Here is a 14,234-nt window from a genome sequence, read left to right as displayed (position 1 = left end):
TACTTGATCCTGTAGAATCGCAACTCAACCGCCGGACTGGACTTACACCTAGATGCACACACAGATCGACTCACGGACGCAGCGAACTTACTCTTTCATCTGCAATTGGTTACTGCCTCTAGGCTTTGTCGTGTTGCTCGTCGGGCTGGCCGCGCTGCCGGAACGCAGCCTTTACCACAAGATGTTCTACGCGCTAATTGCCGCGCCCACTCTAATTGCCCTAGCACTGCGTCCTCGTACCGGCCTAGCGCTCTTACGAGACCCCGTGATCATCACCTTCTTGATGTTCTCAATCTGGGCCTTGATCAGCTTCAGCTGGTCGGACACCGAGCTGCCCTTCGGCACGCTATTCAAGCGCCCGCTGTATATCCTGATGCTCTTTTCTGCTTGCGCACTGATGGCACTGCAAACCAATGCGCGACTAGCCCAAAGCACACTGCTCTCCGCCGTATTGATATTGCCCCTAACCACTTATAGCCTGGTGATGTTCATTGCCAGCTGGACACCAGGAGAACGGTTTATTGGGCACGGCGCGCTCGACAACCCCCTGCTGAGTTCGCACTTGTTCGGCTTTTTTTGCGCCTTCTGGCTGGCGTTGAGCATGATCCTCAAACCTCGCCACAGCGGGCTCGCACTAGCGGCAGCGTTACTGATGGGGCTGGCATTACTGGCCACAGGCTCACGCACGCCGCTTGTGGCAACAGCACTGGTATGTGCCTGGTTGATAATTGCATGTTGGAGCAAACGCTCAATCTGGCTACTGCTCTCTGGAGTATTCGCAGTGCTGGCCCTCGCCCTGCTCTATCCAGAAGCTGTATCCAATCGGGGCCTGTCATATCGGCCTGAGCTGTGGGCACAAACCCTCAGCATGGTTGCTCAACAGCCTTGGCAAGGCTTTGGCTTTGGTGCACAGCTGGCGATACTTATCGCCGATCTCAACACGAACTTTAGTGAGCCCCACAACTTTGCGCTGGGGGTGCTGTATTACACCGGCATTATCGGCTTGGCCATTTGGCTCGTCATGCACGGTCTCGCGCTCTTCCAATGCTGGAAGCACAGAAGCAACTACTTGTTCATTGTGTGTGGTGCGCTGCTGGTTTATGGCATCGGTGCAGGTTTGACGGAGGGCGGCGGTATCCTGCCAAGACCCAAAGAGCACTGGCTGGTGACCTGGATCCCTCTGGCACTGATTGCGGCCCTCAGCATCCGTACGCGGCAAACACAAGGAGTTCAGCGCTGATGCAAACGCTTTCCCAGCCCGAGCTGAATGCACTCTCAGCCAACGCTCGCGTGCTTGAGCTCGATGGCCTTGGGCCAAAAGTGCTGAAGTTAACCGACGGCAGTTTTCTCAAACTGTTTCGTAAGCGGTCATTATTTTCCCGCGAAACCCTCAAGCCCTATGCCAAGCGCTTTGCAGAGAACGCCGAACGCTTGAAGCGCTTAGGATTCAACAGCCCAGAAATCATTCAGGTGTATTGGCTGGTTGACCCAATCAACAAAACTGCCGTGCATTATTGGCCGCTACCTGGGGAAACCTTGCGCCAGGTGCTGCGTAATAGTCCTGGTGAGCGCCGCCAGGCGCTAGTGGAACAGTTTGGTGAGCTGCTGGCCAAGCTGCATGCCACTGGCGTGTACTTCCGCTCGGTGCACCTGGGCAACGTACTGGTGCAACCTGACGGAAAGCTGGGCTTGATTGACCTCGCCGACATGCACATCAGCCACTTCGCACTTAGCCTGCACAAACGCCAACGCAACCTCAAGCACATGCGCCGCTACGCTGACGACCAAAAGTGGCTGTTCGAAGAGCACCGTGACGCGCTAAAAACAGGTTACAGCCGTATCGCCAAGAAGCAGGCAGCCAAACTGTTTGCTTAACGCGCATGCAACCTAAAGCGGCTGCGCAGCACGCCGCTGTGCATACTGCAGAAAGTTATCAAACTGGTCAGTGCACAGCAGTGGGCTGATGCTGCGCACTTCCTGCTCTGGCCATTCCCACCAAGCGGTCTCAAGCAATGCCGCACAGACTTCAGGTGGAAAACGCCAGCGCACATGCCGTGCCGGATTACCTGCCACTATCGAGTAAGGGGCCACATCGCGACTCACCACCGCCCCGGCAGCAACCACTGCGCCATGCCCAACCGTGACGCCAGACAGGATCACCGCATTGCTGCACAACCAAACATCGCTGCCAATCACTACATTCCCTCGACTCACTGCATAACCTTTAATTCCGGATGCCTCAGAAATCAGAGCAGGAAAAGGGTAAGTACTGACCCATTCAGTGCGGTGGTGACCGCCCAGAAATATCTCCACGTTCATGGCAATTGATGTGTAGCTGCCGATTTTGAGTGATGTTCCTTCCTGCCAGTCATGCACGGCGGGCACGCCGTAGGTGCCGACACCCATTTCATACTGCGGATAGCGCTGCAGGAATCTAGCGGGACCACGCTCGAACTTGGGTAGCCGGCGAATCTGTTTTTTGGCGCGGTTTTCCAAGAATCTTTTCCAGAACCCCATCGCGAATCAACCCTTTTCCAACGGTGAGAAATACAGGCGCGCCAAGCCACGCCAGGTTTTCTTCGACCACTGTTTAAACGGAATTTGCGCCAACAACTCGCGGGCCAACTGACGGTCACGATTGGAGCACTTGAGAAACATTGAGCTGAGAAAGCGCGTGCGCACAAACTCATACTGCGGATGATCGCGGTACAAGGCATAAATGCGCAGGATGCTGTCGATCATAAAACGATGGTTCTTGTACGAGTTAGTGGCGTGTTTGCGGTACCGCGCCAACACCTCGCCCAAGCAATCGATGGTGTAACCGGCATGGGTGATCTTCAGCTCAATCGCCAGGTCTTCCAGGCGAATCTCCGGATCAAAGCCGCCCACTTCCGCCAAAGCCTGTTTGCGGATCATCAGGGTTGTGGCGGGTGCGTAGGGTTTACGCTCCATAAACACATCATCGAAATCCATCCGCCGAAACGGCACATCACGGCGCTGGCGGGCCTCGGGAAATAGCACGCCCTGCGAATCGATCAGCTCGATATTGCCGGCACAAATCCCTACCTCAGGCTTATCCGCCATATAGGCCACCTGCTTGGCCAGGCGTTCGGGCAACATCACATCATCCGAGCCGAACGGCACAATCAACTCACCTTTGGCGCGAGCGATTGCCGAGTTCAACGTCCGGGTCAGCCCTTGGTTTTTCTGGATCTGAAAGTCGAAGCCATGCTCGGCCTGCAAGCGCCGAATACGCTCAACGCTGTCATCGGTGGAGCCATCGTCCACGACCAACAACTCGACATTCGGGTAGGTTTGCCCCAACACACTGAGGATGCACTCCTCAATATATGGCGCGTGGTTGTATGAGGCGATGATGACGCTGACCAGCTCGGAATTTTGACTCATTGGGAAGCACTCGCCTGACTCAGCGACTCATCAATGAGTTGCCGATACTGCTGACGGAAGGTTTCGATATCGTGGTGGGCACACAAGTAGGCATAGGCCTGCTCACCTTTTGCCTGCAACTGCTGATCGCTCAACTGCAAATAACTGTCTAGTGCCTGAGCCAAGGCATCAACGTCAGCCGGGGGCACAGCCAATCCGTCAGCGCCCTCGATCAGCGGCAGCATTGCCGGCACATTCGAGGCGATTACCGGCAAATGCCCACTCATACCCTCTAGCAAGGCCAAGCCTAGGCCTTCAGCCAGCGACGGCATGGTCCAGATATCAAAAGCGCGCACATACTGCAGCGCATTTTCACGAAAGCCGAGCAGGTGAACCCGCCCACCAAGGCCAAGCCGCTCTACCTCAGCCAACAGCCGCGACTCTTCGCGACCTTTACCAATAATCACCAGTTGCACCTGGGGGTAAAGGTCTTTGAGCCTGGCAAACGCCTGGAGCAGGTAGATATGCCCCTTAACCGGCACCAGACGCCCAAGAGCCCCCACCAGGCGCACATTGGGGTCAAGCCCCAGCAAGCGCCGAGCGTCTTCGCGCGAATGTTGCAAGGCGGCGGCCTGCTCGATATCGATGGCGTTGGTGATGGCCACGGTATTGCGCTCGCTAAATCCGCACGCGCAGTCCAGCAGGTATTGCTTGACTGCCGGCGATACGCCGACGAAGCGCCAGGCCTTGTCGATCAAGCGCTTGGCTTGCCGGCGACGGTAAAAGCGGTCGTATTCGCCAAAGCCGTGAGAAATACCGATGCACAGCGGCACCTTTAACCAGCGGTTCAGCTGCAACATCATATTGACCGGCTTAAAGCGGTTGCAGATCACCACATCGAATTGCTCGGCGCGACAAAACTGATAGAGCTGCCACATCGCCCACAACCGCAGTCCTTTAAGTTGCTTATCGGCGAACTCAAAATACACCGAGCGCGCGGCTCGACTTACCGGCTCGCCCGGCTGCGGCTTACCACGCAGGAATGCCGCGACCACGTCATAACGCTCGCTCGGCAACGCCTTAACGATCTGCTCGGCCAAGTCGGCGAAGTCATGCGCTTTAACGTTGTAATCGGGCTGCAGCTGTAAAACCTTGATTCGCCTGTTCATCGGTTCTCCTGCGCAAACCCCTGTGAGCTGATCCGCCATTCCGGCTGCTTGGCCAACGCTTGCAGTGTATCGGCTGATGGCTCGCCAAGTGCGGGCCAGGCATCACGCTTCCACACCACGAAATGGAAATAGGGAAACGCTCGGCCCTGATCAAGGTCATTGCTCAAGCGCCCTTCGCGCCAATACCAGCAGGTCGGAAACTCGGCGCTGCCATCGATCCAGGGAATACACCCCGAAGGCGTACTGAACGCCTCGACGAACTCACTGCGACGGCGCCACGGGTTGAACAGCCCAACGAGGCGAAACAACGGCTGCGGGAAGTTCTTGCGCCAGAGAAAAATCCGGCTGAACGCGCCTTCGTCCAGAGCATGATGCTGCTGATCGCAGAAACGCGCCTGCCAGTTCGGCATCCGCATAAAGGCTTCGCGCATGCGCGGCACATTACGAATCAGGCATAAATGCCCAGATACTCGCCGCTCATGGGTGGAGAACAGGTCACAGCGCGCTAGACGCTCGGCAGTGAAGTAATCGCGTATCTGGCCGAAGACCAGATCAATGTCACCGAAGGCCCAGAAATCATAGCCCTGCAGACGATCCTGATGAATAAAGCCCAGCGCCGGTTTGATATCGCAGAGTTTGTAGGCGTTCTCCGGCGCAAACGGAATGCCCAGACGCTGGCCAACCAAGGCGCAGTAGTCGGCGTAACTGATGCTTTCAATCCGCACATTACTCGGCAGCTCGACCGGCACGCCACAGTCACTGAACAGCAGCCAGTCTACATCTGGGTTGCGCCGGCAGCTCTCGAGGAAAAACGGCATCCAGAAAGGCCAGCGCCCGAAATAGGGAATTACGAAACAAATACTTGGCTGCGTCGTCATAGCGCTCCTATCGCCCACCAAGCCCTTGGGGCTCGGTGGCTTTGTGTGTTGCCGTTAGCCGCCGAGCAGACCGAGGCGCCAGAACGCCTCACGCACGGCATGATCGGAGAAGCCGGCTTCGAGCCGTTGCAACATAAGCAAGGCACACAGCTCACGCTGCTCAGCATCCAGCCCGGCCATGTGGCGCATGGCGGCAGCCAGCGCGGGTATATCGCCCAACGGAAACAATACGCCGACGCCCTCGACCACCTCACGCCCACCACCGCAGTCGCTACCGATCAGCGGCACACCGGCCGCCATCGCCTCCAGCAGCACCATGCCGAAGGGCTCGTGATCGGAGGTCAGAGCAAAGGTATCGAACGCTTTGAAGTAACGCCGGCCATCCGCAACCTGACCGAGAAAACGTACCGAGTCAGTCACTGCCAACTCGTCAGCGAGCGCTTTCAGCGCAGTTTCCAGCCGGCCGCTGCCCATGATGACCAACAGACTGCCCTGCGGCAGCTGCGGTAGCGCCTGGGCAAAGCCATGGATCAGAGTGGCCTGATCCTTGTCTGGATGCAGGCGCCCAACATTGCCGACAACCCAGGCATCCTGCGGCAAGCCGAGGTGCTCGCGGGCGGCGCTGCGGGAAACCTGCCCAGCCTGCACCGCGGCGATATCGATGCGGTTGTACAGGGTCTGAATGCGCTCAGCCGGCCAGCCCGACAAACAAGCCCGCATGTCATCGCGCACCGCATCGGACACCCCGAGCAGCGCCAAACGCCCCTTGAAGGCATTGGCAAACAGCCGACGCGACAGGCGTTGATAATCACCAAACGCATGGTGCACGCCGATCACCGGCAAGCTACTGCCCAGTAAGGCGATATACACCGGCTTAAAACGATGGGCGATACACAGCTTGAAATCATGCCCAGCGACAATGCGCTTGATATCGCGAATCGCCTTGAGCTTGAGACCACGCACATCGCGACTGGAGTAGTCGAGAAAGATCACCTCGTCAGAAGCTGAGCCCTGCTCGACCTCTGCGCTCGGCTTGCCGGTCAGATAGACCGTGCAGACCTTATAACGGGTGCCGGCAAACAGCGCGGCGTACTGCCGCGCACAATCGAGGAAGGGGCCATCGTAGCCGTGGCAGAACTGCAAAATCCACGACTGAGCAGCTCCAGGCGCCTCAGACGTTGTCATACCAATCCTTGCCATCCTTGACCACCAGGATGTCTTCCATGATCAGGTACTGCAGGTCCGAGCCGTAGAACATGTTCAGCGCGTCGGTCGGCGAGCAGATCATTGGTTCGCCGCGGCGGTTGAGCGAGGTGTTCAGCGACACGCCGTTGCCGGTGAGTTTTTCCAACTCCAGCATCATGTCGTAGTAGCGCGGGTTGTACTCGCGCTTGAGCACCTGAGCGCGCGAGGTGCCGTCTTCGTGCACCACTTCGCCAACGCGGGTCTTCCACTCATCATTCACCTCGAAGGTGAAAGTCATAAACGGGCTCGGATGGTCGACCTTGAGCATTTGCGGGCCGACGGTGTCGAGCATCGACGGGCAGAAGGGCCTCCAGCGCTCGCGGAACTTGATCTGTTCGTTGATCCGATCCGCCACGCCCGGCACGCTTGGGCAACCGATGATCGAACGACCACCGAGGGCGCGCGGGCCGAACTCCATGCGGCCCTGGAACCAGGCCACCGGGTTGGCGTCGACCATGATCTTGGCGATGCGCTGCGGCATGTTGTCGATCTGCTTGAACACCGGCTTGCTTGGATGGCGGGCGCAGGCGGCGATCACGTCTTCGTTGCTGTAGGACGGGCCGAGGTAGACGTGCTCCATTTTCTCCACCGGCACACCGCGCTGGTGCGAGATGTACGCTGCGGCACCGACGGCGGTGCCAGCGTCACCAGAAGCCGGCTGCACGAACAGCTCTTTGACGTCATCGCGGGCAATGATCTTCTGGTTGAGCTTAACGTTTAGCGCACAGCCGCCGGCGAAGGCGATCTTGCCGGTTTCACGGATGATGTCGCCGAGATAGTGCTCCATCATCTGCAGCGCCAGCTTCTCGAACAGCGCCTGCATGCTGGCGGCGTAGTGGATATAAGGGTCGTCGGCGATATCGCCTTCGCGCTTAGGCCCCAGCCACTCGATCAGCTTCTTGGAGAAGTAGAAGCCCTTGCCGTTTTCTTTGTAGCGGCGCAATCCGATGACGTTGGCGTACTCGGTATTGATCACCAGCTCGCCATTCTCAAATTTGGCCAGGCGCGAGAAATCGTACTTGCTGGCATCGCCGTAAGGGGCCATGCCCATCACTTTGAATTCGCCGTCGAGCATCTCGAAACCGAGGAACTCGGTGATCGCGCCATAGAGGCCGCCCAACGAGTCCGGGTCAAAGAACTCTTTGATCTTGTGGATCTTGCCGTTCTCGCCGTAGCCAAAGAAGGTGGTGGCGTACTCGCCCTTGCCGTCGATGCCGAGGATCGCGGTCTTCTCGGTAAAGCCCGAGCAGTGGTAAGCGCTGGCGGCGTGGGCCAGGTGGTGCTCGACCGGCTCGATCTTGATCTTCTTCAGGTCGAAGCCGAGCTGCTGCAGGCACCATTGAATGTGCTTGTAGTAGCGCTTGTAGCGGCGGTTGCCCATGAGGATCGCATCGAGCGCACGGTCAGGGGCGTACCAATAGCGCTTGGCATACTGCCAACGCGCTTTCTCGAAAATGCTGATCGGGGCAAACGGAATGGCCACCACATCAACATCGGACGGATTGATCCCAGCCTGCTCCAGGCAGAACTTGGCCGACTCATAGGGCATGCGATTTTTCGCGTGCTTGTCGCGCACGAAGCGCTCTTCTTCGACAGCGGCGATCAGCTTGCCGTCGATATACAGGGCGGCGGAAGGGTCATGGCTGAGGGCGCCGGACAGGCCGAGAATGGTCAGTGCCACTGGTTTTGCCTCTTTAGTCTGCTGAGCCGACGGCGGGCGTCAGCGGTATACGTTGGTCGAGCAACTGGTACAGCGCCGAATCGGCAGGCCAGTTGCGCAGGAATCGGGCGCGGTCGCGGGCATAGGCCCTAGCGAAACTGCGCGCACTGCGGTGCTGCTGCATGGCGTCGAGGTCGATCAACGACCAACAACCCAGCTGTGCATCCCAAAACAGATTGTGCCCTTTGAAGTCACCGTGGCTGATGCGCTCGCGCAGCAAAGCGGCGAACAAACGATCCAGCGCCAACAGCTCGGCTTCCGGGGGCGATCCGTCGTGATAATGCTTAAAGCGCGCGATTATATCCTGCCCGCCGCAGTATTCGGTAATCAGGTAGGCGCGCCCACGTAGCCAGCACCAGCGCTGCTCGAGTACGGCTAACGGCTGCGGGGTGGCAATGCTCAGCAACTGCAAGCGGTTGCCCTCGACCCAGCTGTGCCAGGCGCGACTGGGCCGCCAAAAGCGCTTAAGCCAGTGCGCGACGCTCTTCACGTTGTAGCGTTTGACCACCAAGGGCCGCCCACTCAGCTCGACCCGCGCCACCGTGGCCGCGCCACCGGTTTTGTAGATATGACCTTGCTCGGTGAGCTGATCCAGGTTCGCCAGCAACGGCAGCAAGCCTGGCTCATCCTCACGGCGCACCACGCGCAAGCCAAAGCCCCCCACTTTCGCGGCGAACAAGCTGCAATCACGGGCGACTTTGCGCAGATAATCGCGCACACGCCATTTACGCACCTTGCTTACCTCGTTGAGCAGCGCCTCCAGCGGCAAGGCATGCTCGCCGTTGGCCAGCAGGTAATGCACCAGCAGCTCTTCGATAAAGGGCGTCAACTCGGCGGGCAACTGGGCGAAGAACACCCCAAGATTTTCCAGCACCTTGGCGCGCGATAACGGCTGCCCGGCCACCTCAACCTGCACACCGCCGCCATCGATCACCCATAACTGGCCGTCGTGCCGCAACAGGTTGTCCAGGTGCAGATCGGCCTGCCACAAACCCTTGGCATGCATCTGCGCGATGCTGCTCAGCGCATCTGCCAGCACGGCCTGCTGATCGGCACTCAAGAGCGGCTGGTTGGCCACTGCGCGCCAGGCGTCCCAGAGACTCTCGGCACCGTCGAGGTACTCAAACAGCAGCCAGCCACCCTCGTCTTCGCGCAAGCCGTCTGCGAGTAACTGCGGCGTAGGCAGCCCCTGTTCAGCCAGCAGCTGCGCACCCGCCAGCTCACGCTGAAAATGCCGGGCAGCCTTGTTACCGACCAGCAGCTTGGCCAGCACCGGACGCCCGCGCCACTCGGCCTGAGCGACATAGCGCTGGCCGGGCAAGACACGCAACAGCTGCTGCAAGGTCAGCGCAGCTGTACCGGCGGCATCGGCCAGCTCAAGGGTCAGCGGCAGTGCCGGAGCACGCCCAGCCTGACCGAGCCTCGCCAGGCTCATCAACGCGCCTCCTTGTTGCGCCGGCGCGCGCCGAGGCGATTGCTCCAGGCGTCGAGCTCAGCACCCACACCGAGATAGGCCATCAGCAACACACGCACCTCGACCTCACTCCAGATGCTAGCGCGGCGCAACAGGGGTTCCAGATCCTTGATCCGATCACGCCGACCGAACAGCAGCGGCCGGGTTTTCTCCAGATCGATCAATTGCGCGTCGAAACAGCCAGAAGTCTCGCGCAGGAAAATATGCTTGGGGTAGAAGCAGCCGTGCATTTGCCCGGCGTCGTGCAGTTGCCGCGCCAGCGTGCCACAGGCCTGCAAAATAGCCGTGCGCTGTGCCTCGCTGCGCTCGGGCCAATCCGCCAGCAGGCTATCCAAATCGCACCAGCCGTCCAGCGCGCGCGTTAGCAAAATCGCCCGCTGCTCGCCCCGGACTCGTCGCTGGGCGAAAAACGCCGCCTGCAACGCCGGAATAGCCAGGCACTGATAGCGCTGAATATTACGAAACTCGCGAGCAAAGGTCGGCTCACCGAAGGGATGCAGCAGGCTGCGGGTCAAGTGGTTGCTCTGCCGCTTGAGGTAAAACGCTGCCTCGCCCAAATCCAGGCGATAGACGCTGCTCCAGCCGCCACGCTCGGTATTGGGCTCATCCACAGCGACGAGCTTCAGTGCCCACAGCGCAGCAAAACTGGCAAGACCGTGCTGTTCAAGCAAGGTACGATCCTGCACCGCGATAAAGTCGGTCATTCACGGCCCTCAAAAAAACCCACAATCCGCCGGATACGCTGCTTGTCGCCGGCATTCAAGGCGCTACGCCCACGGTATTGCAGGTAAAACCGTAAGCGCTGGGTACGTGACAACTTGTACTTGGCAACCTTATCCAGGCAAGCCAGGTCCTTGATGATGCGATAGCGCAGTAAAGGCCCCCACCAGAACGTGCCTGTCGGGCAATCGATGAGGAATAACTCGACCCGCTCATTGACCAGCAAGTTGCGCCATTTAAGGTCGTTATGGGTGAAATGGTGCTCATGCAAAATTCGCGTGGCGCGTGCCAGCTGACGACTGACGGTATCGACCCAACCAGGCTCCTGCAGGCGCGGATCATCGTTATTGGCCAACAACCCCAGGTCTTCGGTATTGCTGATCTCGCGGGTAATCAACGCGCCACGGGCAAAGCGGCCGAACTGACGTTCCAGGCCGAACGCGACAATCGGCGCGGTGGCCACGCCCCACTTGGCGAAGTACTTCAGGTTCTGCCACTCCGCCTTAACCCGCGGGCGGCCGATATAACGGCGCAACCCTTTGCCACCGCCCCAGTAGCGCTTGACGTAATAGCGCACGCCCGCGCGCTCGATGCGAATCACTTCAGACAGCGGGTCTTTAGTCAGGCGCTCACCTTGCAAGGCAAACACCGCGTCCAGGCTACCAAAATCCTCAGCCAGTGCTTGGTACTGCGTATCCAGCGTCCAACCCGCCATCAGAGCGCATCCCCGTAACGCTGCTTGCGCGCATACAGCGCGTCCGCCTTGCGCTCCAGCCAGCCCAGCAGCGAGCGCTCGTTACTGAGCGTCTGGCGCAACGGCTGTTGAAAATAATCACGCAGGAAGCGCAGCTTATCGCGGCGGCTCAGACCAATATCCAGCACCGAAAAATACAGCGCCGCCAGGTCTTTATTGCGCCAGCGCAACGGCAGCGTGCGACGCACTTGAGCGCGGTGCAGGTCGATCACTGACAGGCGGAAATCATCCGCCGTCACCGGCTTATCGGTGTGCAGCAAAAAGTGGCAGATGTAGCAGTCGCGGTGGTTGACCCCCGCACGGTGCATGCTGCCGACCATGTTCGCCACTTCCTTGATCAGCGCCCACTTCAGGCGTGGCTCAGGCGGCTGCTGCACCCAGTTCAGGCTCAGTTGTTCCAGGTCGGTGGTCGGCGCCAACTCTTCGGTGACGATAAACGAGTGCTGCGCCGCAGGATTACCACCGCGCTCGCCGTAGGCCACCGCGGTCATGGTCGCTACGCCGGCTTCATGTAAGCGCTCGATAGCCTGCCATTCCTGGCGCGCACCGAGCACCGGCAGCTTGGCAGTCAGCAGATTTTTAACGATCTCGCCCCAGCCGATGCCGCGATGAATTTTCACGAAGTAACCACGCCCCTCAACTTCGGTGCGCAACGTGCGGCGGCCTTCCAGCTCGCGATAGACCTGCCCCTGCAGGGCCTCGACGGCAGCAAATGCATCGCGACCAGCCCACAGGCTTTTAAAGGGTTCAGCCAGGACCAACTTCATGAGCGCGTCGCCAGAATGATATCGGCCGCATGTTGCGGCATGGAATACAGGTCGGCGCGGTCAGCGTACGCCAGACCATTGCGTGACCAGAGCGCTCGGCGCGAGGCGTCTGCGAGCATATCGGCGAGCAGCTGATCAAGTTTCGCCTGTTCGAACGGCCCGCTGAGTACCCGCCCGGCATCCGCCTCGGCGATGTAGTGGGCATAGCCGCAAACATCGGTGACCAGCACCGGCAAGCCAGACACCAGCGCCTCGAGCAGCACCGTGCCGGTGTTTTCGTTGTAGGCCGGGTGGATCAGCAGATCAGCACCGAGCAGGAAGCGTGGGATATCGCTGCGACCCTTGAGAATCTGCACCTGCTCAGACACGCCCAGGGCCTTGGCCTGCAACTGGAATGCGCGCGGGTCATCCTGGCCGATGGCAATCAGCCGGGTACGCTGCTTCAGCTCACGGGGCAAGGCGGCCAACGCCTTGATGCTGCGGTCCAACCCCTTGGTCTTGAAGCCTGAGCCGATCTGCACCAGCAGCAGATCGTCGTCGGCCAGTTTGAACTCGGCACGGAATTCGGCACGAATCTCGGCGGCATTGGCCGGCGCGCGGCGGTCTTGGGCAATGCCCGGGGGCAGCAGGTGAAAGCGCTGCAGCGGGGTGCGGTAATGCTTGATAAACAGCGGCTGCTGCACTTCGGAGATCATCAGAATCTCAGTCTTCGACTCGGGGGCAAACACCGCGCGCTCATACTCGGCAAAGTGTTTGTAACGCCCCCAATACTTGTACAGCGGGTTGCGCAGGGTCTGCGCCTTGTCTTCGTAGCAACCATCGGCAGCGTAGTAGACATCCAGACCCGGCATTTTGTTGAAGCCAACAACTCGATCTACCGGGCGCTTGGCCAGGTCGGCGTCGACCCAGGCGGTGAGCTTTTCATTGCGCTTGTGATTGAACAGCGCCTTGACCGGCACCACCACCACCTCAAAACCGGCCGGCACTTCGCCTTCCCAGATTGGCGTGTAGACGCGAATGGCATGACCACGCGCCTGGCACTCCAGAGCAATGCGCATAAAATCGCGCTGCAGGCCACCGAAGGGAAAGTATTTGTAAAGGATAAAAGCCAGTTGCATCAGACAACTTCCTCGGCCAGCAACAGGGCCTTAAGTTCGGTGGCGACGCGCTCGGCATCCAGCCCCTCGAAACAGAATGTATGGCGATCACCACTGCCCGCATGCGGGCCCGTGGCACAGAGGTGCACCTGACCGCGACCATAGGCCCCCACTCGCCCCGGCAGTGTCGGGCCGTACAGGGAGATGCTCGGCACATCCAGCGCGGCCGCCAGGTGACCCAAGCCGGTATCCACCGCCACACAGGCGCTGGCTCCGGCGATCACCTTGGCCACACCGGCCAAATTCAACTTGGGCAACACGGCGGCGTGTTCAATCCCCTCAGCAATCCGCTCAGCACGGGCTTTCTCGCTGTCATTGCCCCACGGCAGGCGCACCGCCCAACCTTGCGCACTCATCTGCTCAGCCAACTCACGCCAGTGAGCCTCCGGCCAATGCTTGCTGGCCCAAGTGGTGCCATGCAGGAACAACACATAAGGCTGAGCGTGAGCGGCGGCCAATTGCGCGCGGTTGAGGCCGTAATCACCGAGCCCGACTGGCAGCGCATAACCCAGTGCCTGGGCAAAGAGCTGACGGGTGCGCTCAAGCGCATGCTGCTCGCGCGGCACGCTATAACGTCGGTCATAAAAACGACTGGCCAGTGGCTCACGCGCCGAGTCGCGATCCAGGCCGGCCACTGGCGCGTTGACATAGCGGGTCAGCCAGGCACTTTTCAGCAAGCCTTGAGCGTCGATCACCAAATCATAACGGGTCTCGCCCAAGCGTTGCTTGAAGCGCTGCCACTCGCCACTTTTCAGGGTTTGCCAGAGGTGCTTGCGCCAACGGCGGATGGCCACCGGAATCACCTGAACCACGGCCGGGTGCCAGGCGGGAATTTCCGCGAAACCCTCCTCCACCACCCAGTCGAACTGGATACCGGGAATCGCCCGCGCGGCATCGGTGAGCGCCGGCAAGGTGTGCACCACATCGCCCAGCGAGGACGTTTTAATCAACAGAACCCGCAAC

At 59.6% G+C, this 14,234-nt stretch carries 14 protein-coding genes; 2 read left to right on the top strand and 12 right to left on the bottom strand.

Translation table 11 applies throughout. The annotated features are described in order from the left end of the window. Window positions 1–52: 52 nt before the first annotated feature. A complete protein-coding gene (locus Q0V31_RS08335; protein WP_298186749.1) occupies window positions 53–1,240 on the top strand; it encodes an O-antigen ligase family protein in 1,188 nt (395 codons plus the stop codon). Beyond that, a complete protein-coding gene (locus tag Q0V31_RS08330) occupies window positions 1,240–1,875 on the top strand; it encodes a lipopolysaccharide kinase InaA family protein (RefSeq protein ID WP_298186747.1) in 636 nt (211 codons plus the stop codon). The genes Q0V31_RS08335 and Q0V31_RS08330 overlap by 1 nt, the downstream gene beginning before the upstream one ends. A gap of 12 nt (window positions 1,876–1,887) precedes the next feature. Here Q0V31_RS08330 and Q0V31_RS08325 read toward each other — a convergent pair whose 3' ends face one another. The 12 genes from Q0V31_RS08325 to waaC are packed head-to-tail and all read right to left on the bottom strand — an operon-like array spanning window position 1,888 to window position 14,233. After that, window positions 1,888–2,517, bottom strand: coding sequence for a CatB-related O-acetyltransferase (locus Q0V31_RS08325; protein ID WP_298186744.1), 630 nt, complete (start codon window positions 2,515–2,517; stop codon window positions 1,888–1,890). 6 nt (window positions 2,518–2,523) lie between these two features. After that, window positions 2,524–3,408, bottom strand: coding sequence for a glycosyltransferase (locus tag Q0V31_RS08320; protein WP_298186742.1), 885 nt, complete (start codon window positions 3,406–3,408; stop codon window positions 2,524–2,526). After that, window positions 3,405–4,556 (bottom strand): glycosyltransferase, encoded by a 1,152-nt coding sequence (locus Q0V31_RS08315; protein WP_298186738.1) that lies wholly within the window; start codon window positions 4,554–4,556, stop codon window positions 3,405–3,407. Before Q0V31_RS08315 ends, Q0V31_RS08320 begins: the two co-directional genes overlap by 4 nt. Beyond that, the gene (locus tag Q0V31_RS08310; RefSeq protein ID WP_298186735.1) at window positions 4,553–5,434 is read right to left on the bottom strand and encodes a DUF6625 family protein; all 882 of its coding nucleotides are present in this window, start codon (window positions 5,432–5,434) and stop codon (window positions 4,553–4,555) included. The genes Q0V31_RS08315 and Q0V31_RS08310 overlap by 4 nt, the downstream gene beginning before the upstream one ends. Before the next feature lie 54 nt (window positions 5,435–5,488). After that, complete coding sequence (locus Q0V31_RS08305) at window positions 5,489–6,619, bottom strand: glycosyltransferase (RefSeq protein WP_298186731.1); 1,131 nt, start codon at window positions 6,617–6,619, stop codon at window positions 5,489–5,491. Continuing rightward, entirely contained in the window at window positions 6,606–8,360 is a 1,755-nt protein-coding gene (locus Q0V31_RS08300; RefSeq protein WP_298186729.1) for a carbamoyltransferase, read from the bottom strand. The genes Q0V31_RS08305 and Q0V31_RS08300 overlap by 14 nt, the downstream gene beginning before the upstream one ends. A gap of 13 nt (window positions 8,361–8,373) precedes the next feature. Then, window positions 8,374–9,834 carry a lipopolysaccharide kinase InaA family protein gene (locus Q0V31_RS08295; RefSeq protein ID WP_298186726.1) on the bottom strand — a complete coding sequence of 487 codons (1,461 nt, stop codon included), beginning with the start codon at window positions 9,832–9,834 and terminating at the stop codon, window positions 8,374–8,376. After that, window positions 9,834–10,577, bottom strand: a complete 744-nt coding sequence (locus Q0V31_RS08290) for a lipopolysaccharide kinase InaA family protein (protein ID WP_298186723.1) — start codon at window positions 10,575–10,577, stop codon at window positions 9,834–9,836. Before Q0V31_RS08290 ends, Q0V31_RS08295 begins: the two co-directional genes overlap by 1 nt. After that, window positions 10,574–11,308, bottom strand: coding sequence for a lipopolysaccharide kinase InaA family protein (locus Q0V31_RS08285; RefSeq protein ID WP_298186719.1), 735 nt, complete (start codon window positions 11,306–11,308; stop codon window positions 10,574–10,576). Before Q0V31_RS08285 ends, Q0V31_RS08290 begins: the two co-directional genes overlap by 4 nt. After that, window positions 11,308–12,114: a lipopolysaccharide core heptose(I) kinase RfaP gene (rfaP, locus tag Q0V31_RS08280; RefSeq protein ID WP_298186717.1), complete on the bottom strand. Its 807-nt coding sequence runs from the start codon at window positions 12,112–12,114 to the stop codon at window positions 11,308–11,310. Before rfaP ends, Q0V31_RS08285 begins: the two co-directional genes overlap by 1 nt. Further along, window positions 12,111–13,232, bottom strand: a complete 1,122-nt coding sequence (locus Q0V31_RS08275) for a glycosyltransferase family 4 protein (protein WP_298186714.1) — start codon at window positions 13,230–13,232, stop codon at window positions 12,111–12,113. The genes rfaP and Q0V31_RS08275 overlap by 4 nt, the downstream gene beginning before the upstream one ends. After that, window positions 13,232–14,233: a lipopolysaccharide heptosyltransferase I gene (gene waaC, locus Q0V31_RS08270; RefSeq protein ID WP_298186711.1), complete on the bottom strand. Its 1,002-nt coding sequence runs from the start codon at window positions 14,231–14,233 to the stop codon at window positions 13,232–13,234. Before waaC ends, Q0V31_RS08275 begins: the two co-directional genes overlap by 1 nt. Between the last annotated feature and the right edge of the window lies 1 nt (window position 14,234).

It is taken from the genome of uncultured Pseudomonas sp. (genome assembly GCF_943846705.1).
Classification (GTDB): domain Bacteria; phylum Pseudomonadota; class Gammaproteobacteria; order Pseudomonadales; family Pseudomonadaceae; genus Aquipseudomonas.
This window is presented reverse-complemented; position numbering and strand designations above follow the sequence as displayed.